Here is a 21,632-nt window from a genome sequence, read left to right as displayed (position 1 = left end):
CCTTGAGCCTGTCCAAAGCCGAGCGCATCAGACCTTCACACTCCTTGCGGTCAGGTGGCTCCGCTTTCAGTACACCGCTACGTAGAAGATTCTCCAGACTCTCGTTGCTGCCCATCCTTGGACTCCAAAGGGTTTGCCCCTGACAGATCGATTTTTTCCTGCTGCATCACTCGCATGACAAAACTGTTCTGTGCCGCCAGCTTCCTGGCCCAGTCTTGCGGGGTGTATAGCGTCGGGTTGATGGGACGCCCCAATTGCTCCTCCAACGGCATGAGTCGCTCCATCAACTCACTGTAGTGCAGGCTTTCGCCAATCAGCATGAGATCTATGTCACTGAGTGTGTTCGCCGAGTTTTTGGCGATGGAGCCATACACGAACGCCCACGTGATCTGTTCGGCAAACGGTTCTAATGCCTGACGAAGAGGCTCGGCAAAACCGAATGTCTTGCGCGTGATGCCCAGAAGCTCCGCGTAGATAGGACATGCGGGGTTGGCCTGGTAATGGGTCTGGTTACCCACTCGAGTCATGCTGAGAATCCCGGCTCGTTGCAATCGATCGAGTTCACGCATCAGGCCGCCTTTGCCAACCCGTGCCCAGCGCACAATTTCGTTGGCGTAGAACGTCTGGTCAGGCTTGCCGAACAACAATCCCAACACTTTTTGCTGGGTGGCGGTGAACAGGGCTTCGCTTAAAGAAAGGTTTTCCACTGGCGCAAACCGAAGAGTCCCAAAACAGGAACGATAGGTCCCTTTTAGGGACTTATCAACTCAACGGTAATCGCAGCCAGAGCAATTAACGTCGGAAACTGACAATCCTGACAGCCAGCCGTCACCCTGCCGACCGCCTGACCGGTTTATAACTGGTCAATCTGCCCAAACTCCAGACTTCGGCGCCGCGCATGTCCATCCAGAAAAACAAAATCCTGCTCGCCACTCTCCTGATTCTGCTGGCAGCCGCCGGCCTGTGGTTCGCGCTGAAACCGGCGCCGGCCAAACTGGCTACACCGACTGCCATTCCGGTGCGGGTGGTGACGGTCAGCGCCAAAGACGTGCCGCGTTACACCAGCGGCATCGGCTCGGTGCTGTCGCTGCACAGCGTGGTGGTGCGCCCGCAGATCGACGGGATCCTGACGAAAATTCTGGTCAAGGAAGGTCAGCTGGTCAAAGCAGGCGACCTGCTCGCCACCATCGATGACCGCTCGATCCGCGCCAGCCTCGACCAGGCCCGGGCGCAGTTGGGCGAGAGTCAGGCGCAGTTGCAGGTCGCGCTGGTCAATCTCAAGCGCTACAAACTGCTCAGCGTCGACGACGGCGTATCGAAACAGACCTTCGACCAGCAACAGGCCTTGGTCAATCAGCTCAAGGCCACGGCACAAGGCAATCAGGCCTCGATCGATGCGGCGCAGGTGCAACTGTCCTACACGCAGATTCGCTCTCCGGTTACTGGGCGCGTCGGTATTCGTACGGTCGATGAAGGCAACTTCCTGCGCATGACCGACACCCAAGGCCTGTTCACCGTCACGCAGATCGACCCGATCGCCGTCGAGTTCTCCCTGCCGCAGCAGATGCTGCCGACCCTGCAGAGTCTGATCAGCGATCCGCAACGCGCCCCGGTCAAGGCGTACATCGGAGCCGATACTGATGGCGAAACCGGCAATCTGCTCGGCGAAGGTCAGCTGACCCTGATCGACAATCAGATCAACGCCAACACTGGCACCATCCGCGCCAAGGCCGAATTCGCCAATGCCAGCCAGAAGCTCTGGCCGGGTTTGCTGGTGACGGTAAAAATTCAGACGGCTGTGGATAAAGATGCGCTGGTGGTTCCGCCCACCGTCGTACAGCGTGGCCTCGAACAACACTTTGTTTACCGCGTGAAGGACGACAAGGTCGAGGTGGTGCCGGTGCAAATGGTTTATCAGGGCAGCGGCCAGGACATCATCAAAGGCGTCAACGCTGGTGACGTGCTGGTGACCGACGGCCAGTCGCGACTCAAACCGGGCTCGAGCGTGCAAATCATGAGTGAGCCGCCGCAAGTGGTGCAGGCGGAGCCCAAGCCATGAACTCGCACAAGGGCATCTCGACTTGGTGCATCGATCACCCGGTGGCGACGATTTTGCTGACGTTCGCTCTGGTACTGGTCGGCGTAATTGCCTTCCCGCGTTTGCCAATTGCGCCACTGCCGGAAGCGGAATTTCCTACGATCCAGGTCTCGGCACAGTTGCCCGGCGCCAGCCCCGACACCATGGCTTCCTCAGTGGCCACGCCGCTGGAGGTGCAATTCAGCGCCATCCCCGGCATGACCCAGATGACCTCGAGCAGTGCGCTGGGCTCAACTCTGCTGACCTTGCAGTTCACCCTCGACAAAAGCATCGACACCGCCGCCCAGGAAGTACAGGCGGCGATCAACACCGCCGCCGGCAAGTTGCCCAAAGACATGCCGACCCTGCCAACATGGAAGAAGGTCAACCCGGCCGACAGCCCGGTGCTGATCCTCAGTGTCAGCTCGACACAGATGCCCGGCACCGAACTCAGCGACCTGGTGGAAACCCTGCTCTCGCGTCAGATCAGTCAGATCGACGGCGTCGGCCAGATCAACATCACCGGTCAGCAACGCCCGGCGATTCGCGTACAAGCCTCGGCGGACAAACTCGCGGCCATCGGCCTGACGCTGGCCGACATTCGGCTGGCGATCCAGCAGACCAGCCTTAACCTGGCTAAAGGTGCGCTGTACGGCGAATCGAGCATCTCGACGCTGTCGACCAACGACCAGTTGTTCCACCCCGAGGATTACAGCCAGCTCATCGTTTCCTACAAAGACGGCGCCCCGGTCCACCTGCGCGATGTCGCCAAAGTCGTCAACGGTGCGGAAGATGCCTACGCGCAGGCCTGGGCCGGAGATCGCCCCGGTGTGAATCTGGTGATTTTCCGCCAGCCCGGCGCCAACATTGTTGAAACCGTCGACCGCATTCAGGCCGCCCTGCCCGGCCTCGAAGCGATGCTGCCGGCCTCGGTGCAGGTGAAAACCCTGATCGACCGCACGCAGACCATTCGCGCCTCGCTGCATGAAGTCGAGATCACTTTGCTGATCGCGATCCTGCTGGTGGTCGCGGTGATGGCGCTGTTCCTGCGGCAATTGTCGGCGACGCTGATTGTTTCGGCGGTGCTCGGCGTCTCGCTGATCGCCAGTTTCGCCCTGATGTACATCCTCGGTTTCAGCCTGAACAACCTGACGCTGGTGGCGATCGTCGTCGCGGTCGGCTTCGTCGTGGACGATGCGATCGTGGTGGTGGAAAACATCCATCGCCATCTCGAGGCCGGCGATGACATGCGCGAGGCGGCGATCAAGGGGGCCGGCGAGATTGGCTTCACCGTCGTTTCGATCAGTTTCTCACTGGTGGCGGCGTTCATTCCGCTGCTGTTCATGGGCGGTGTGGTCGGGCGCCTTTTCAAGGAATTCGCCCTGACAGCGACTTCGACGATCATGATTTCCGTGGTGGTGTCGCTGACCCTGGCGCCAACCCTTGCCGCGCTGTTTATGCGTAAGCCGGTACATCACGCCAACGCCAAACCCGGTTTCAGCGAACGCCTGCTCGGCTGGTACGAAAAAGGCCTGCGCCGCGCCCTCGACCACCAGAAACTGATGATTGGTGTATTTGGCCTTTCGCTGGCGTTGGCGGTCGCCGGGTACATTTTCATTCCCAAGGGGTTCTTCCCGGTGCAGGACACCGGGTTCGTCCTCGGCACCACCGAAGCCGCTGCGGATATTTCCTACGGCGACATGGTGAAAAAACACTTGGCGATGGCCGAAATCGTTGCAGCCGATCCGGCGGTGCAGGCGTTTTCTCATTCGGTCGGGGTTTCCGGCAGCAACCAGACCATCGCCAACGGGCGCTTCTGGATCGCCCTGAAAAAACGTGGCGATCGCGATGTCAGCGCCAGCCAGTTCATCGACCGCATCCGCCCGCAACTGATGAAAGTGCCCGGCATCGTCCTGTATCTGCGCGCCGGGCAGGACATCAACCTCAGCTCCGGGCCGAGCCGTGCCCAGTATCAATATGTGCTGAAGAGCAATGACGGCGCGACCCTCGCCACCTGGACCCAGCGCCTGACCGAAAAACTGCGCAGCAATCCGGCATTCCGCGACATTTCCAATGACCTGCAACTGGGCGGCAGCATCACCCACATCAGCATCGACCGCAGCGCCGCCGCGCGCTTCGGCCTGACCGCCAGCGATGTCGACGAGGCGCTGTACGATGCATTCGGCCAACGGCAGATCAATGAATTCCAGACCCAGGTCAACCAGTACAACGTGATTCTGGAACTGGATACCAAACAGCGCGGCAAGGCCGAAAGCCTCAACTATTTCTACCTGCGCTCGCCACTGAGCGGCGAGATGGTGCCGCTGTCGGCGCTGGCAAGGTTTGACGCGCCAACCATCGGTCCGCTGTCGATTGCCCATGACGGCATGTTCCCCGCCGCCAATATGTCATTCAACCTCGCCCCTGGCGTGGCATTGGGCGATGCGGTGATTCAGCTCAACCAGGCCAAGGCCGAGATCGGCATGCCCACCGCGATCAGCGGCAACTTCCAGGGCGCGGCGCAGGCGTTCCAGAGTTCGCTGGCCAGCCAGCCGTGGCTGATTCTGGCGGCGCTGGTGGCGGTGTACATCATTCTCGGTGTGCTTTATGAAAGCTTCGTGCATCCGCTGACGATCATTTCGACCTTGCCGGCGGCAGGTCTGGGCGCGGTGATCATGCTGTGGATCTGCGGCCAGGACTTTTCGATCATGGCGTTGATCGGGCTGGTGCTGCTGATCGGTATCGTCAAAAAGAACGGCATCCTGATGATCGACTTCGCGCTTGAAGCGCAGCGCCAGCGCGGTCTGCCGCCGCAGGAGGCGATTTTCGAAGCGTGCATCACCCGGTTCCGGCCGATCATCATGACCACCCTCGCCGCCCTGCTCGGTGCGTTGCCGCTGATGCTCGGCTACGGCACCGGCGCCGAACTGCGCCAGCCGTTGGGGATTGCCGTGGTCGGCGGTTTGCTGGTCAGCCAGATGCTGACGCTGTTCACCACGCCGGTCATATACTTATGGCTCGAGCGGCTGTTTCACCGGCACTCACACCCACCAGCCCCAACGCCCGCAACGGCACTGGCGACCACAGACTGAGGCGGTCATGCGCGTTCTGATCATCGAAGACGAAGAAAAAACCGCGGATTATCTGCACCGTGGCCTGACCGAACAGGGCTACACCGTCGACCTTGCCCGCGACGGTGTCGAAGGCCTGCATCTGGCGCTGGAATGCGACCACGCCGTGATCGTCCTCGACGTCATGCTGCCGGGGCTCGATGGCTTCGGCGTACTGCGCGCATTACGTGCGCGCAAGCAGACCCCGGTGATCATGCTCACCGCCCGCGAGCGCGTCGAAGATCGGATAAAGGGCCTGCGCGACGGCGCCGACGATTACCTCGGCAAACCGTTTTCCTTTCTCGAACTGGTCGCCCGGCTGCAAGCGCTGACCCGCCGCAGCGGCGGCCATGAGCCGGTGCAAGTGACCATCGCCGACCTGTGGATCGACCTGATCAGCCGCAAAGCCACCCGCGCCGGCACGCGCCTGGATCTGACCGCGAAAGAGTTTTCCCTGCTCAGCGTGCTCGCCCGTCGCCAAGGCGAAATCCTTTCGAAGACCGCAATCGCGGAAATGGTCTGGGACATCAATTTCGACAGTGACGCCAACGTCGTCGAAGTCGCGATCAAACGCCTGCGCGCCAAGCTCGACGGGCCGTTCAACGAAAAACTGCTGCACACCATTCGCGGTATGGGTTATGTGCTGGAGAGCCGTGGTGTCCAGTAACTCGATTGCCTTGCGCCTGAGCGGCATGTTCACGCTGGTGGCGCTGGTGGTGTTTCTGTTGATTGGCGGCGCGCTGTATCAGCAGGTCGACAAAGGTCTGGGTTTGTTGCCCGAAGCCGAGCTGGATGCGCGGTACAGCGTGCTCGAATCCACCGTTGGCCGTTACGGCACGCCGGAGCATTGGGTGAAGATCAACAACAAGCTCAAGCTGCTCGGGGAAGAAGACAAGCGCATCAGCTTCTGGATCAGCAGCGGTGATCCGCGCTACGAGTACGGCAACCTTACGCCGCAGATTCGTGCCGCCATCAATGGCCCGTTGGGCATGCATGATCTGCAACTGCCCGATCAACCCTACCCACTGAAAGTGCTGGTCAGTCAGTTCCCCGCCAAGGATCAGCGCCCGCCGTTGCGTTTCATGATCGGCATCGACACCGAGACGCTGCATCAGACCCAGCATCACTTGCTCATCGCCCTGATCAGTCTGGCGATTGTCGGGGTGCTGCTGGCCTCTGCATTGGGCTATTGGGTCGCAAGAATCGGTCTGAAGCCGCTGATCAAACTGTCGCAGGAAGCCCAGCGTCTGGCCCCACCACTGCGCGCCGGACGCTTGCGCCTGTCGCCGCTGCCGCCGGAACTGGAACAGTTTGTCGAGTCGTTCAACTCGACCCTGGAACGGGTCGAACTGGCCTATTCACGGCTGGAATCATTCAACGCCGACGTCGCCCATGAACTGCGTTCGCCGCTGACCAACCTGATCGGCCAGACCCAGGTCGCGCTGACTCGCGGGCGCTCCGCCGAACACTATTTCGAAGTGCTGCAATCGAACCTCGAAGAGCTGGAGCGGCTGCGTTCGATCATCAACGACATGCTTTTTCTGGCCAGCGCCGATCAGGGCAACAAGGCGACCAAACTGACCTCGACGTCATTGGCTGATGAGGTGGCGACGACGCTGGACTATCTGGATTTCATCCTTGAAGACGCGCAGGTTGAAGTGCAGGTCAGCGGCGATGCGCAAGTGCAGATCGAGGTCGCGCATCTGCGTCGGGCGCTGATCAATTTGCTCAGCAACGCTGTGCAGCACACCGAACCGGGCCAGGTGATCGAAGTGCGCATCGAGGTTGAAGAACATCAGGTGAGCATTGGCGTAGCCAATCCCGGGTCGCCGATTGCCAGCGAGCATTTGCCGAGGTTGTTCGAGCGGTTTTATCGGGTTGATGCCTCGCGTAGCAACAGCGGCAATAACCACGGCCTGGGGCTGGCCATCGTCAAGGCGATTGCGCTGATGCATGGCGGGGATGTGTTTGTGCGCAGTGATCGGGGCATGAACACCTTCGGCATCAACCTCCCGGTCTGAATGCTCAGCCAAGCCCTGTGGCGAGGGGATTTATCCCCGCTCGGCTGCGCAGCAGTCGCAAATTCTGTGCACGAGCTCTAAGAATCTTTGAGGCTGGAATTCTTGGGGCCGCTTCGCAGCCCAACGGGGATAAATCCCCTCGCCACAGGCCACCATCACGCACAGACCGGGTTGTTACCCGTGCCGATCTTTGCTTTAGCTGTAACAGTCATTTATGAAAATCACGCTGTTTCCCAACCCTCGGCAACCTTATCTTTGCCCGCACCAAACAGCACTCGCCAAGCGAGAAGGTTTTCAAGATGTCCAACAGTATGGGTATTGCCAGCGCATTCGTTTTGTCCTCATTGATCCTGTCGCCGATGGCGATGGCTGAAGAATCGCAAGCGTTCGTGGCGCACAACGTCGCTCGCGCGCAGGCATTCGATCAGCATCAGGCCGAAGTGATGGCCAAGGCTCAAGACGCGACGCAATCCCAGCAGGCCGCTACTTCCCAGGCTCAAGCGCTCGAGAAAGACAGCTGAGTCGCACCGCGAAAGGTTTCCCTCGACGCGGTTGTTTGGCTCTTCCCGTTCAACCGTCGTCACTCCAGGCCGCTGCCATTCAGCGGCCTTTTTTCGTTGTGGTCTGAAAGCCGTCTGCTGCGTCTGTAACAACAAGAAACATCAAGCCGCTCAAGAAACAGAGCGGCCCGCTGACCCAAGGAGCCCCACCGCACGTGTTTTACCCTGTCCGCCTCACCCCGCTGTTCATTGCAATTGCCGCAACGATTGCCCCCGCTGTCCACGCCGATGAGCCAGCCCAACAGGGCTTCGTCGCAGGCTCGAGCCTCAACCTCAACGCCCGCAACTACTACATGAATCGCAACCGCTTGCAGAAGGCGGACGACAATATCGAGTGGGGTCAAGGTTTTCTCGGCGTGTTCCAGTCCGGCTACACCGAAGGCACGGTCGGCTTCGGCGTCGATGCCCACGCCATGCTCGGCCTGAAACTCGATGGGGGTGGCGGGACCGACGGTTCGAGCATCCTGCCGATCAGCGATGGCAACGGCAAAGCGCCGGGCTCGTTCTCCACCGCAGGCGGGACGTTGAAGCTGCGCGCCTTCGATACCGAGTTGAAGGCCGGTGATCTGTTCCTCACCAACCCGGTCATCGCCGGCGGCGACACGCGGATGCTGCCGCAGACCTTTCGTGGCATCAGCCTGAGCAACCACAGCTTCGACGGCTGGCTGATCGAAGGTGGCCAGGCCAGTTTCACCAAGCCGTATAACCAGAGCGGTCATACCCGCATCGGAACGTCATACGGCACCCTCGCCGACGGCGACAAAAGCCAGCACCTGAACTGGGCCGGTGTGGCCTGGAGCGGCGTTGAGGGCCTGACCAGCAGCCTTTACGCGTCCGAGCTCAAGGACATCTGGAACCAGTACTACTACGACCTCGACTACACCTGGCAACTGAACGATCTGGTCAGCCTCAACCCGGGCCTGCACTTCTATCACACGCAAGACACCGGTGATGCGCTGCTCGGCGATATCGATAACAACACCTGGAGCACGCATCTCACCGTCGGCATCGGCAGCCACAGCGTCACTGCCGCCTATCAGCGGGTCAACGGCAATACGCCGTTCGACTACATCAGCCAGGGCGACAGCGTTTATCTGGACAACTCGCAGCAGTATTCGGACTTCAACGGCCCGAACGAACGTTCCTGGAAGCTCAAGTACGCCTACGACTTCACCGGTGCCGGCATGCCCGGCCTGACTTCGGCGCTGTCTTATTCACGCGGCACGGTGGATCTGACCAAAGCCGACACGGACAGCCCAGGCTATTCGAGCTGGTACAGCGCCGATGGCCGCAACGCCAAGCATTGGGAACGCGACATCGATTTGCAGTACGTCGTACAAAGCGGCCAGGCCAAGGATCTCGCGGTGCGCCTGCAATGGGCGACCAACCGGGGCGGCAACGGCTACGGCGCGATTGATTCGGATACAGATGAATACCGCGTGATCATCGACTACCCGGTCAACGTCTTCTAAGATCGGCGCTGCGTTTTACAGATCCTGTGATCTACCCTGTGGGAGCGAGCCTGCTCGCGAAAGCGGTGTGTCATTCAACACAGATGTTGACTGACAATCAGCTTTCGCGAGCAGGCTCGCTCCCACAGGTTCGTCCGGCGTCAGCCCAACTAAGCTTATGAAACCACTCCAACCGGCTCCCCATCATGATCACCAGCCGCACGCCTTCCATCACAGGCCTTACCGGTCGCCCCGAGCGCCTGCTGATCCTCGGCAGCCTGCTGACCGTGATTGCGATGGTGTGCATCGTCACCTTCCTGCTGATCCGCGAGTACGCCAGTGCGCAGGAAGTCGCCACGCGCCGCGCCACGACCATCGCGCAATTGATCGATGCCGATGTGCTGCGCACCGTCGAGCTGTACGACCTGACGCTGCAAGGGCTGATCGCCGCCGCCCAGCGTGACGACCTGCAGAACGTCTCGCCGCAGATCCGTCATCTGGCGCTGTTCGATCGCTCTGCCACCGCGCGCTTCAAGGGCGACATCCTGCTGCTCGACAAGCATGGCGAGGTGATCGCCGACTCCTCGCGCATCGAAGCGAAACCGGGCAATTTCGCCGACCGCGATTATTTTCTCGCCCACGCCTTCAACCGCGACATTGGCATGTTCATCAGCCGACCGTTCAAGACCCGTTGCGATTGTGAAGAAGCCGATCAGTGGCGCATCAGCTTTAGCCGACGCATCTCCTCGCAGACCGGTGAATTCCTCGGCGTGGCGGTGGCGTCGCTGAAACTCGACTATTTCGACGACCTGTTCAAAAGCCTCGACATCGGCACCGACAGTACGTTGAACATCATCAACAGCGATGGCGTGCTGCTTGCGCAGAAGCCGTATCTGCAGAGCGATTCGGTCGGCAAGAGTTTCGGCAACCGGCCCAACGTCGTGCGGATTCTCAACGATCGCGATGGCAGCGGCAGTTTCACCAGCACTTCGAGCATGGATGACCAGCGGCGGCTCTATACCTACTCGCGGGTCGGCAATCTGCCGTTGACCGTGATGGTCGCGCTGTCCAGCGAGGAAGTGTTCGGCACCTGGCGGCGCACGGCGATCCTGATCAGCGGCGCCACCGGCGTGTTGTGCCTGGGGCTGTTGTGGCTAACGTGGCTGCTCGCCCGGGAACTGCGTTTGCGCCATCGCGCCGAACGCGAACTGGCGCAACTGGCTGCCACCGATGACCTGACCGGAGTAGCCAACCGGCGCATGCTCGATCAGACTCTGCGCCACGAATGGTTCCGCGCCCAGCGCTCGGGCCAGCCGCTGTCGGTGATGATGATCGATGCCGACCACTTCAAGGCCTTCAATGATCGCCATGGCCATCAGGCTGGGGATCAGGTCTTGCGTGAACTGGCCAAGGTAATCACCGCGAACGTGCGACGCCCGGCGGATCTGGTCGCGCGGTATGGTGGTGAGGAGTTTTCGGTGATTCTCGCCGAGACCGACAGCGCCGGGGCGCAGCAGATCGCCCAGCAGATTCGCCAGGCTGTGGAAAACTTGCCATGGGTCGAAGGCGCTGAGCGGGCGATGACCGTGAGTATCGGCATTGCTACGTGGACATCGGCGAGCGAGATGACACTGGAGCAATTACTGTTTGCGGCGGACAAGGCGCTGTATCAAGCCAAGGAAGGCGGGCGCAATCGCGTTGTAGTGTCAGTCTGATGTTTCCAGGGTGATGGCGCCGCCGCCTTCGCGAGCAGGCTCGCTCCCGCAGTTGGAATGCATTTCAAAGGTGGGAGCGAGCCTGCTCGCGAAGAAGCCTGATCAGGCACTAGAGAAACCACAGGCATAAAAAAAGGCCATCCGAGGATGGCCTTCAAAAAACTAGAGAGGTTTTTTACTTACACCGCCGCAACCGGGCGCATGTAAGAGATTGGTGCGGTGCTGGCGTCTTCGAACGTCACCACTTCCCAAGCGTCTGTCTGCTCAATCAATTTGCGCAGCAGCTGGTTGTTCAGTGCATGACCGGACTTGAAGCCTTTGAACTCACCAATCAGGCTGTTGCCCAGCAGGTACAGGTCGCCAATCGCATCGAGGATCTTGTGTTTGACGAATTCGTCTTCATAACGAAGACCGTCTTCGTTCAACACGCCATCAGCGTCGACCACGATCGCGTTTTCCACGCTGCCGCCGAGTGCGAGGTTGTGCTTGCGCAGGTACTCGATATCACTCATGAAGCCAAAGGTACGGGCGCGGCTGACTTCTTTAACGAACGAAGTGCTGGAAAAATCCACGCTTGCACTCTGGGTGCGGTCCCGGAATACCGGGTGATCGAAATCGATCTCGAAGCTCACCTTGAAGCCTTCGAAAGGGACGAAAGTGGCGCGCTTGTCGCCGTCTTCCACTGTCACTTCACGCAGGATGCGGATGAATTTCTTGGCGGCGTCCTGCTCTTCCAGGCCAGCCGATTGAATCAGGAATACGAAGGGTCCAGCGCTGCCATCCATGATCGGGACTTCGGACGCGGAGAGCTCGACGTAGGCGTTATCGATGCCCAGGCCAGCCATGGCCGAGAGCAAGTGCTCTACCGTGTCCACTTTGACGTCGCCATTGATCAGCGTCGTCGACATAGTGGTTTCACCGACGTTTTCCGCGCGGGCAGGAATCTGCACCACAGGGTCGAGGTCAGCGCGACAAAACACAATGCCAGTGTCGACAGGCGCAGGCTTGAGGGTCAGATAGACCTTCTCACCGGAGTGCAGGCCTACACCTGTGGCACGGATAATATTTTTCAGTGTGCGTTGTTTAATCATGGCTTGGGCCGCTTCAGCGCAAATTGCGAACTGGTATCAACAAAGGCTGGCGATGATAGCAGACCATGCCTTTGCTGAACACCAATCACCTTCATAGCCCTGATACATTCCATCAATCGGCCTGACGACGCAGGAATGCCGGAATGTCCAGGTAATCCAGGTCATCCTGCGGATTCATCTTCGCGGCAGCCGCAGCACCGGCCTGAGCCTGGTTGCGCATGACGGTCGGACGGTCCAGATCACGGTAGTTCACCGCTGGCTGCTCCTGACGGGCCGGAGCCGGTTGTTGCACCTGCGCCGAAGCCATCGAGGTGTGCACGGTGTTGTCGATAACCTTCACAGGCTTCTCGATTTTCGCGCCCAGACCGGTGGCAACCACGGTTACGTGCAGCTCGTCGCGCATGTCCGGATCGATAACGGTACCGACCTTGACCATCGCGTGCTCGGAAGCAAAGGCTTCGATGATCGAACCCACGTCGGAGTACTCACCCAGGGACAGGTCAGGACCGGCGGTGATGTTCACCAGAATACCGCGCGCGCCTTGCAGGTTGACGTCTTCCAGCAACGGGTTGCGGATTGCCGCTTCGGTGGCTTCACGTGCACGGTTCGGACCGCTGGCGCAGCCAGTGCCCATCATCGCCATGCCCATTTCGCTCATCACGGTGCGTACGTCGGCGAAGTCGACGTTGATCATGCCCGGACGCTTGATGATGTCGGAGATACCGCGAACGGCACCGGCCAGTACATCGTCAGCCTTGGCGAAAGCCGACAAGAGGCTTGCGTCTTTGCCGAGGATGGTCAGCAGTTTTTCGTTCGGAATGGTGATCAGCGAGTCGACGCTTTCCGAAAGCATGCGGATGCCTTCGTCGGCGATCTGCATACGCTTGCGGCCTTCGAACGGGAACGGACGGGTCACGACCGCAACGGTCAGAATGCCCATTTCCTTGGCCACTTCAGCGATGATCGGCGCTGCACCGGTACCGGTACCGCCGCCCATGCCGGTGGTGATGAACACCATGTTGGTGCCGGCCAGCACTTCAGCGATGCGCTCGCGGTCTTCCAGAGCGGCTTGACGGCCGACCTCAGGGTTGGCGCCGGCGCCCAGGCCTTTGGTCACGCCGGTGCCCAGTTGCAGGATGGTCCGCGCGCCGATGTTTTTCAGCGCTTGAGCATCGGTGTTGGCGCAGATGAACTCAACGCCTTCGATGTTGCTCTTGACCATGTGATTGACAGCGTTGCCGCCGCCACCGCCGACACCGATAACTTTGATTACCGGGCTTGCGGGGATGTTGTCTACGAGTTCGAACATTTTCCCTCTCCTTACATTCTCTAGTTTTTTCGCCTACTGCTGTTTGTAGCGGTGTATCTACTGCAGTTGCTTGCCGCTTGAAGCTTGTCGCTCCAGGCTGCTTTTAAAAGTTGCCCTGAACCCACTTTTTCAGTCGGTCCAGCAGCGGCGCCTGAGGCTCTTCGCTGTTGTAGCTGTCGCGGCTGCCGATGCCGGAGAACGAAACTCCGTCGGACTGCTTCTGCAGGCCGTACATCAACAAACCAACGCCAGTGGAATAAATCGGGTTGCGCACCACGTCATCCAGACCTTTCACGCCATGCGGCACACCGAGGCGCACCGGCATGTGGAAGATCTCTTCGGCCAGTTCAGTGGCGCCTTCCATTTTCGACGTACCACCGGTGAGCACGATGCCCGCCGGGATCAGGTCTTCGTAGCCGCTGCGACGCAGCTCGGCCTGGATCAGGGTGAACAGTTCGTCGTAACGCGGCTCGACCACTTCGGCCAGGGCCTGACGCGACAGTTCGCGCGGTGGACGGTCGCCGACGCTCGGCACCTTGATGGTTTCGCCGGCACCGGCCAGTTTGGCCAGGGCGCAGGCGTAACGGATCTTGATCTCTTCGGCGTACTGGGTCGGGGTGCGCAACGCCATGGCGATGTCGTTGGTCACCTGATCACCGGCAATCGGGATTACGGCGGTGTGACGGATCGCGCCTTCGGTGAAGATCGCGATGTCGGTGGTGCCGCCGCCGATGTCGACCAGACACACGCCCAGTTCTTTTTCGTCGTCGGTCAGCACCGAGTAGGCCGAGGCCAGTTGCTCAAGAATGATGTCGTCGATTTCCAGACCGCAGCGACGCACGCATTTTTCAATGTTCTGTGCAGCGTTGACGGCGCAGGTGACCACGTGAACCTTGGCTTCCAGACGCACGCCGGACATGCCCAGCGGCTCACGCACGCCTTCCTGGTTATCGATCACGTAATCCTGCGGCAGGGTGTGCAGCACGCGCTGGTCAGCCGGTATCGCTACGGCCTGAGCGGCGTCGAGCACACGCTCAAGGTCAGCCGAGCTGACTTCGCGATCACGGATCGCAACGATGCCGTGGGAATTCAGGCTGCGGATGTGATTGCCGGCCACGCCGACGAACGCGGAGTGAATGCGGCAGCCGGCCATCAGTTGGGCTTCTTCGATCGCGCGCTGGATCGACTGCACGGTGGATTCGATGTTGACCACCACGCCCTTCTTCAGACCGCGGGACGGATGCGTGCCGATCCCGACGATTTCCAGCTGGCCGTCGTCCGCGACCTCGCCTACCAGCGCCACCACTTTGGAGGTGCCGATATCCAGACCGACGATCATTTTGCCGCTTTGCACGTTTGCCATGGGTCCTGCCTCTTCTTAATTCTTTGCGACAGCGGGTTGGGCTGTCGTCGGCGCTACGGGTTCCCGCCAGCCAACAGCGAGGCCGTTGGCGTAGCGCAGATCGATGCGCGCAATGTTCGTAATCTGCTCTTTCAGCGTCTTGTCATAGATGGCGATGAAGCGGCGCATCTTTTCCACCAGGTTGCCGCGTCCCAGCAGCAACTCGATGCCGGGGCCGGAACTGCCGGCACCGGTGGTCAGGAACCAGCTGCCGCGTTCACGCAATTCCAGGCGTGCAATCGAAAAACCCAGCGGCCGCAGCAGTTGGCTCAGCACCTGATACTGCTGCATCACCTGCTGCTGAGCCCGTTGTGGGCCGAACAGCTGCGGCAGGTGTTCGTAGTTCGCCAGCTCTCTGGGGGTAAATGCCTGACCCTGATTGTTCAGCAGCGACTCGTCGCCCCATCGGGCCACCGGCAATTGCTCTTCGAGGCGGATCACCACCTGGTCCGGCCACACCCGGCGCACTTCGGCATGAGCGATCCATGGCATCTGTTCCAGCTCTTTGCGCATGCCGGCGAGGTCGATGGTGAAGAAGCTCGACGCCACGAACGGCGCGATTCGCTGCTGCACCGCCTGCTGGCTGATGTAACTCAGGTCGCCCTGCACCGCGACCTTGCTGATCGGCCGGTCGGCGTACGGCAGCAGACGCTGCGCGCCTTCGTAGGTGCCAAAGCCCAGCGCCACCAGCAGCACTGGCCAGAACAGGCTTTTCAGAAAGCTGAAATTGGCTTTCGGCAGGCGCGCGGACATCGGCTCTTTCGCCACCATTCGGCTGGCACCCCGCGGCACCGGCTTGCGGCCGGGTGCGGGTGGCTGATGTCTGAGATGAGCGCCTTGCATGGTCTTAACCTCGCGCCTCTGTTGCGCCTGCGTCTTCAACGCTGGCGGCCAGAATGGCCAGAACCAGTTGCTGGAAATCCAGACCGGCAGCCCGCGCCGCCATCGGCACCAGGCTGTGATCGGTCATGCCCGGTGCGGTATTGACTTCGAGGAACCAGAACTGCCCGTCGGCGTCCTGCATCACGTCCGCCCGGCCCCAACCGGCGATACCCAGCGCCTCACAGGCCTTGGCCGTGAGTTCCATGAGTTCCTGTTCCTTGGCCGCGTCAAGCCCGCACGGAATGCGGTACTGGGTATCGTTGGCGATGTACTTGGCGTCGTAGTCGTAGAACGTGTGCGGTGTACCCAGGGCGATAGGAGGCAACACCTGGTCACGCAGGGTGGCGATGGTGAACTCCGGACCTTGAATCCATTGCTCGACCAACACTTGCGAATCGTAGGTACTGGCCGCTTTCCATGCGTCGATCAACTCGGACGCAGAATTCACTTTGGCCATCCCGATACTTGAACCTTCATGCGCCGGTTTGACGATCAAAGGCAGGCCCAGTTCCGTCGCTGCGGAAATACAATCGGCTTCGCTGCACAGTACGGCGTGACGCGGCGTCGGAATCCCGAGACTGTGCCAGACCTGCTTGGTGCGCAGCTTGTCCATCGCCAGTGCCGAGGCGAGGATGCCGCTGCCGGTGTACGGGATGTCCGCGCACTCGAGCAGGCCCTGCATGCTGCCGTCTTCACCGCCGCGACCGTGGAGAATGATGAACGCGCGGTCGATCTTTTCGCTGAGCAGACGCTGCAGGAAGTCTTCGCCCACATCGATGCCGAACGCGTCGACGCCAGCGCTTTGCAGCGCTTCGAGCACGGCGTTGCCGGATTTCAGCGAAACCTCACGCTCGGCACTCAGGCCGCCGAAGAGCACGGCGACGCGGCCGAAGTCTTTCGGCGCGATGGTGGAGAACAGCTTGGCGTAGGCAGCAGTCATTTCAACTTCCCCTCGACCGGCGCCGCCACGGCGCCGGCGAACAATTCACTTTTCAACAGCTTCGGCGCGAGACCGCCGATATCACCAGCGCCCTGGCACAGCAGAATGTCGCCGGCGCGCAGCAGCGGCTTGACCAGCGGCGCCAGGTCAACGCCCCGCTCGATGTAGATCGGGTCGAGCTGACCGCGCTGGCGGATGCTGTTGCACAGCTTGCGGCTGTCGGCGCCCGGGATCGGCTCTTCGCCGGCCGGATAGACTTCCATCAGCAGCAGCACGTTGGCGTCGGCCAGTACATTGACGAAGTCGTCGTACAGATCACGGGTGCGGCTGTAGCGATGCGGCTGGTAGACCATCACCAGACGACGCTCCGGCCAGCCACCGCGCACGGCTTTGATCACCGCAGCGACTTCGGTCGGGTGGTGCCCGTAGTCGTCGACCAGCATCACGTTGCCGCCGTCGACCGGCAGTTCGCCGTAGACCTGAAAGCGTCGGCCAACACCCTGGAAGCCTGACAGGCCCTGAACGATGGCTTCATCGCTGACGCCTTCGTCGGTGGCGATGCAGATGGTCGCCAGCGAGTTGAGCACGTTGTGGTTGCCGGGCATGTTCACCGACACGTCCAGCGGCTCCCGATCCGGGCGCAGCACGGTGAAGAAGGTCTGCATGCCCTGCTGACGGACATTGATTGCGCGTACGTCGGCGTCTTCGCTGAAGCCGTAGGTCACGGTCGGACGTTTCACCAGCGGCAGGATTTCGCGCACCACCGGATCGTCCAGGCACATCACCGCCAAACCGTAGAACGGCAGGTTGTGCAGGAATTCGACGAAGGTTTTCTTCAGTTTGTTGAAGTCACCGTCGTAGGTCGCCATGTGGTCGGCGTCGATGTTGGTGACCACGGCCACCAGCGGCTGCAGATGCAGGAAGCTCGCATCGCTTTCGTCGGCTTCGGCAATCAGGTAACGGCTGGTGCCGAGCTGGGCATTGGTGCCCGCTGCATTGAGGCGGCCACCGATAACGAACGTCGGGTCCAGACCACCGGCCGCGAACACCGAAGCGATCAGGCTGGTGGTGGTGGTTTTGCCATGGGTACCGGCGACGGCGATACCGTGGCGATAGCGCATCAGCTCGGCGAGCATTTCTGCGCGCGGCACTACCGGAATACGACGTTCAAGGGCAGTCGCCACTTCCGGGTTGGACGTGTTCACTGCGCTCGACACCACCAGCACGTCGGCGGTAGCGGCGTTCTCGGCACGGTGACCGATGAAGATCTGCGCGCCAAACGACTCCAGGCGTTCGGTGACCGGGGACGCTTTCAGGTCGGAACCGGAGACTTGATAGCCCAGGTTCAACAACACTTCAGCGATACCGCACATGCCCACGCCGCCGATGCCGACGAAGTGGATGCGACGGATGCGGCGCATTTCCGGTTGTGGCATGGCTTTCTGATTCTCAACCATGGGCCACCTCCAGACAGGTATCGACCACGCTACGGGTGGCATCGGGTTTGGCCAGTCGGCGGGCCGCTTGGGCCATTGCTTCGAGTCGTTGCGGTTGCATCAAGACCTCTGTCAGGCGCGCGGCAAGATCCGCGGCACCAGTCGTTCTTTGCGGCATCAGGAAGGCAGCGCCTTCGCGGGCCAAATAATCGGCGTTGCGGGTCTGGTGATCGTCGATCGCGTGGGGCAAAGGCACCAGCATCGAGGGCAGACCGGCGGCCGCCAGCTCACTGATGGTCAACGCGCCAGCGCGGCACACCACCAGGTCAGCCCAGCCATAGGCCTGGGCCATGTCTTTGATGAACGGCTGCACCTGCGCTTCCACACCCACGGCGCGGTAACGCTCGGCAGTCACTTCATCGTGATTTTTGCCGGCCTGATGAAACACTTCCGGGCGCAGGTCGGCAGCGACTTGGGCCAGGGCTTCAGGCAGCAATTTGTTCAACGGTTCTGCGCCCAGGCTGCCGCCAAGGATCAGCAAACGCGCTTTGCGCCCGGCCAGCGCCGGTCGCGATGTTTCGAGGAACAGCTCGCTGCGCACCGGATTACCGGTGGTACGGCGGCTGTCCGACAGAGTAAAGGTGTCGGGGAACGCTTCACACACTCGGGCGGCGAACGGCACCAGCAACCGATTGGCGGTGCCGGCGACAGCGTTCTGCTCGTGAACGATCACCGGCACGCCGGCCAGTTTCGCAGCAAGACCACCAGGGCCAGTCACATAACCGCCGAAGCCGACCACGCACACCGGCTTCAGACGGCGCATGATCGCCCGCGCCTGCCACACCGATTTCAGCAGCATCAGCGGCGCCTTGAGCAGCGACAGCTTGCCCTTGCCGCGCAGACCGCTGGCGTTGATGCGGTGCAGTTCAAGTCCTGCCGCCGGAACCAGTTCGTTTTCGATCCCGCGTGGCGTGCCGAGCCAGTGCACGGTGTAGCCGCGCGCCTGAAACTCGCGGGCACAGGCCAGCGCCGGGAACACGTGACCGCCGGTACCGCCGGCCATGATCAATACGTTAGCGCCCATGAGTCGGCTCCTCGGCGAAGTCGCTCTCCTGGAATTCCATCTCTTCGCTGCCCAGGTGGGTCCGACTCTCCCACTCGATGCGCAGCAACAGACCCAGACAGGCGCAGCAGATCACCAGCGAGCTGCCGCCGTAACTGAGGAACGGCAAGGTCAGCCCCTTGGTTGGCAGCAGGCCGACGTTCACACCGATGTTGATCAGGAACTGACCAATCCACAGGAACGACAAGCCGTAAGCCACGTAAGCGGCAAAGAACTGCTTGGCCTTCTCCGCCCACAGGCCGATGTACATGCCGCGAATACACACGAACACGAACAGCGCGACGGTGCACAGCGAACCGACCGCACCGAGTTCTTCGGCGAGTACCGAGAACACGAAGTCGGTATGCGCTTCCGGCAGGTAGAACTGCTTCTGCACGCTGTTGCCCAAGCCGACGCCCAGCCACTCGCCGCGACCAAACGCGATCAAGGCCTGCGACAACTGATAACCGGCGCCGAACTGGTCGGCCCACGGGTCGGCGAAGTTGGTCAGACGCGCCATTCGATAGGGCTGCATCTGGATCAGCAAAACCACCGCGCCAACCGCCAGCACCACCATCAGCGAGAAACGGAACAGCCCGACCCCGCCAAGAAACAGCATCGCCGCCGCCGCGCCCATCATGACTACGGTGGCACCGAAGTCCGGTTCCATCAGCAACAGACCGGCCATCGGCAGCAGGACGATGAACGGCTTGAAGAAGCCCATCCAGCTTTCGCGTACTTCTTTCTGCCGGCGCACCAGATAACCGGCGAGGTAGATCACCACGAACACCTTGGCGATTTCCGACGGCTGCACGTTGAAGAAGCTGAAACCGATCCAGCGCATCGAACCGTTCACTTCGCGACCGATGCCGGGAATGATCACCATCACCAGCAGGCCGAACGCACCGATCAGCATCATCCAGCCGAGGCGCTGCCAAGTGGCGATCGGGATCATCATGGTGACAATGCACGCGCCCAGACCCAGCACCACATAGATAAGGTGGCGAATCATGTAATACAGCGGACTGCCCGACTGCGCCGCCGCCACTTCGGTGGACGCCGAAGCGATCATGATCAGGCCGAGACCAAGCAGCGCCAGGCAACCGGCGAGCATCGGGAAGTCGAGGTCGATGCCACGCCCGGTGATCAGCGGCGACGGGTACGGCTTGATGATGTTTCTCAGGTTCATGCCAGTTCCTCCACAGCGCGGACGAACTGGTGACCACGGTCTTCGTAATTCTTGAACATGTCGAAACTGGCGCAGGCCGGCGACAGCAGCACCACATCGCCCGGTTGGGCAGCGGCGCGGCATTGCGCAACAGCGTCGATCAGCGAGCTCGCGCGAATCAGCGGTACGGCGTCGCCAATGGCTGCGCCGATCTTGTCGGAGTCGCGGCCCATCAGCACCACAGCGCGGCAGTTGGCCGCCACCGGATCACGCAGATCATTGAATTCGGCGCCTTTGCCGTCACCGCCGGCGATCAGAATGACCTTGCCGTCGATGTCTGCGCCCAAACCTTCGATGGCGGCCAGAGCGGCGCCAACGTTGGTGGCTTTGGAATCGTTGTAATAGGCCACGCCGTCGAGATCGCGCACCCACTGGCAACGATGCTCGAGGCCGGCAAACGTACGCAATGCAGAGAGCATGGCGTCGAACGGCAGGCCCACCGCGTGACCCAGTGCCAATGCGGCGAGAGCGTTGGACTGGTTGTGCGCGCCGCGAATCTTCAGTTCACGCACCGGCATCAAGTTCTGGAATTCGAAGGCCAGATACTTCTCGCCGTCTTCTTCGCGAATGCCGAACGCTTTGAAATCCGGTTTGCTCAGGCCAAAGGTCCAGCATGGCTGGCCTTCGCCGATCAATGGACGGCTCAGGGCGTCCTGACGGTTGACCACAAACTGCTTCGCGCCCCGGAAGATCCGGTGCTTGGCCAGGTGATAGGCCGGCAGACCGCTGTAGCGATCCATGTGGTCTTCGCTGATGTTCAGTACGGTGGCGACTTCGGCGTTGAGCTGGTCGGTGGTTTCCAGCTGGAAACTCGACAACTCCATGACGTACAGCTCGACGTCATCGCTGAGCAGATCCAGCGCCGGCGTGCCGAGGTTGCCGCCAACGGCGACGCGCTTGCCGGCAGCAGCCGCCATCTCGCCGACCAGAGTAGTGACGGTGCTTTTCGCGTTGGAACCAGTGATCGCGACGATCGGCGCCTGCGCATTACGCGCGAACAGTTCGATGTCGCCGGACATTTTCACGCCACGGGCAGCGGCGGCTTGCAGGGCCGGGGTCGCCAGCGCCAGGCCGGGGCTCACGTAGAGCTCGTCGGCACGGCAGAGGAATTCGACGTCCAGCTCGCCACAACGCACTTCCACGTGCGGATAGTCACGCTTGAGCGTGGCCAGTTCCGGTGGATTTTCCCGCGTGTCGGCCACAGCAAACGACGTGCCCCGGTTCGCCAGGAAGCGAACCAGGGACATGCCGCTCTTGCCGAGGCCGACAACGATGCGGAAGTGGTCAGAAGCGATCAGAGACACTCGT

Annotated in this window: 17 protein-coding genes; 7 read left to right on the top strand and 10 right to left on the bottom strand. The window is 61.0% G+C overall.

All coding sequences use genetic code 11. The features are described from left to right. Positions 1 to 77: 77 nt before the first annotated feature. On the bottom strand, positions 78 to 707 hold the full coding sequence (locus V8J63_RS21280) for a nucleotidyltransferase domain-containing protein (RefSeq protein ID WP_123444188.1): 630 nt from the start codon (positions 705 to 707) through the stop codon (positions 78 to 80). Positions 708 to 898: 191 nt separating this feature from the next. Here V8J63_RS21280 and V8J63_RS21275 point away from each other — a divergent pair, with 191 nt between their 5' ends. The 7 genes from V8J63_RS21275 (at position 899) to V8J63_RS21245 (ending at position 10,934) form a co-directional block, all read left to right on the top strand. Continuing rightward, positions 899 to 2,059, top strand: coding sequence for an efflux RND transporter periplasmic adaptor subunit (locus V8J63_RS21275; RefSeq protein ID WP_336464592.1), 1,161 nt, complete (start codon positions 899 to 901; stop codon positions 2,057 to 2,059). Further along, positions 2,056 to 5,169, top strand: coding sequence for a multidrug efflux RND transporter permease subunit (locus tag V8J63_RS21270; protein ID WP_336464591.1), 3,114 nt, complete (start codon positions 2,056 to 2,058; stop codon positions 5,167 to 5,169). Before V8J63_RS21275 ends, V8J63_RS21270 begins: the two co-directional genes overlap by 4 nt. A gap of 7 nt (positions 5,170 to 5,176) precedes the next feature. Then, positions 5,177 to 5,854 (top strand): heavy metal response regulator transcription factor, encoded by a 678-nt coding sequence (locus V8J63_RS21265; RefSeq protein ID WP_110646176.1) that lies wholly within the window; start codon positions 5,177 to 5,179, stop codon positions 5,852 to 5,854. Continuing rightward, positions 5,844 to 7,208, top strand: coding sequence for a heavy metal sensor histidine kinase (locus tag V8J63_RS21260; protein ID WP_336464589.1), 1,365 nt, complete (start codon positions 5,844 to 5,846; stop codon positions 7,206 to 7,208). The genes V8J63_RS21265 and V8J63_RS21260 overlap by 11 nt, the downstream gene beginning before the upstream one ends. A gap of 299 nt (positions 7,209 to 7,507) precedes the next feature. Next, on the top strand, positions 7,508 to 7,729 hold the full coding sequence (locus V8J63_RS21255) for a hypothetical protein (protein ID WP_130888202.1): 222 nt from the start codon (positions 7,508 to 7,510) through the stop codon (positions 7,727 to 7,729). Between the two features lie 194 nt (positions 7,730 to 7,923). Continuing rightward, positions 7,924 to 9,240 (top strand): OprD family porin, encoded by a 1,317-nt coding sequence (locus tag V8J63_RS21250; RefSeq protein ID WP_130888201.1) that lies wholly within the window; start codon positions 7,924 to 7,926, stop codon positions 9,238 to 9,240. A gap of 185 nt (positions 9,241 to 9,425) precedes the next feature. Then, positions 9,426 to 10,934, top strand: a complete 1,509-nt coding sequence (locus V8J63_RS21245; protein ID WP_016773284.1) for a sensor domain-containing diguanylate cyclase — start codon at positions 9,426 to 9,428, stop codon at positions 10,932 to 10,934. Between the two features lie 179 nt (positions 10,935 to 11,113). On the opposite strand, the gene lpxC is transcribed toward V8J63_RS21245, so the two are convergent. From lpxC to murD, 9 genes are all read right to left on the bottom strand, one after another. Then, on the bottom strand, positions 11,114 to 12,025 hold the full coding sequence (gene lpxC / locus V8J63_RS21240; protein ID WP_007916984.1) for a UDP-3-O-acyl-N-acetylglucosamine deacetylase: 912 nt from the start codon (positions 12,023 to 12,025) through the stop codon (positions 11,114 to 11,116). Positions 12,026 to 12,137: 112 nt separating this feature from the next. Next, positions 12,138 to 13,334, bottom strand: coding sequence for a cell division protein FtsZ (gene ftsZ, locus V8J63_RS21235; RefSeq protein WP_016773283.1), 1,197 nt, complete (start codon positions 13,332 to 13,334; stop codon positions 12,138 to 12,140). A gap of 103 nt (positions 13,335 to 13,437) precedes the next feature. Beyond that, entirely contained in the window at positions 13,438 to 14,697 is a 1,260-nt protein-coding gene (gene ftsA / locus V8J63_RS21230; protein WP_130888199.1) for a cell division protein FtsA, read from the bottom strand. A gap of 15 nt (positions 14,698 to 14,712) precedes the next feature. Then, positions 14,713 to 15,579 carry a cell division protein FtsQ/DivIB gene (locus V8J63_RS21225; RefSeq protein ID WP_016773281.1) on the bottom strand — a complete coding sequence of 289 codons (867 nt, stop codon included), beginning with the start codon at positions 15,577 to 15,579 and terminating at the stop codon, positions 14,713 to 14,715. 4 nt (positions 15,580 to 15,583) lie between these two features. Continuing rightward, a complete protein-coding gene (locus V8J63_RS21220) occupies positions 15,584 to 16,558 on the bottom strand; it encodes a D-alanine--D-alanine ligase (RefSeq protein WP_130888198.1) in 975 nt (324 codons plus the stop codon). Next, on the bottom strand, positions 16,555 to 18,015 hold the full coding sequence (gene murC, locus V8J63_RS21215) for a UDP-N-acetylmuramate--L-alanine ligase (RefSeq protein WP_039761387.1): 1,461 nt from the start codon (positions 18,013 to 18,015) through the stop codon (positions 16,555 to 16,557). Before murC ends, V8J63_RS21220 begins: the two co-directional genes overlap by 4 nt. Further along, a complete protein-coding gene (gene murG, locus V8J63_RS21210; protein ID WP_122611820.1) occupies positions 18,008 to 19,078 on the bottom strand; it encodes an undecaprenyldiphospho-muramoylpentapeptide beta-N-acetylglucosaminyltransferase in 1,071 nt (356 codons plus the stop codon). The genes murC and murG overlap by 8 nt, the downstream gene beginning before the upstream one ends. Further along, complete coding sequence (gene ftsW, locus V8J63_RS21205; protein WP_016773276.1) at positions 19,068 to 20,285, bottom strand: putative lipid II flippase FtsW; 1,218 nt, start codon at positions 20,283 to 20,285, stop codon at positions 19,068 to 19,070. The genes murG and ftsW overlap by 11 nt, the downstream gene beginning before the upstream one ends. Further along, positions 20,282 to 21,628: a UDP-N-acetylmuramoyl-L-alanine--D-glutamate ligase gene (gene murD / locus V8J63_RS21200; RefSeq protein WP_130902224.1), complete on the bottom strand. Its 1,347-nt coding sequence runs from the start codon at positions 21,626 to 21,628 to the stop codon at positions 20,282 to 20,284. Before murD ends, ftsW begins: the two co-directional genes overlap by 4 nt. Positions 21,629 to 21,632: the final 4 nt, after the last annotated feature.

It is taken from the genome of Pseudomonas sp. CCNWLW23 (assembly GCF_037095675.1).
In the GTDB taxonomy this organism is placed as follows: domain Bacteria; phylum Pseudomonadota; class Gammaproteobacteria; order Pseudomonadales; family Pseudomonadaceae; genus Aquipseudomonas; species Aquipseudomonas atacamensis.
This window is presented reverse-complemented; position numbering and strand designations above follow the sequence as displayed.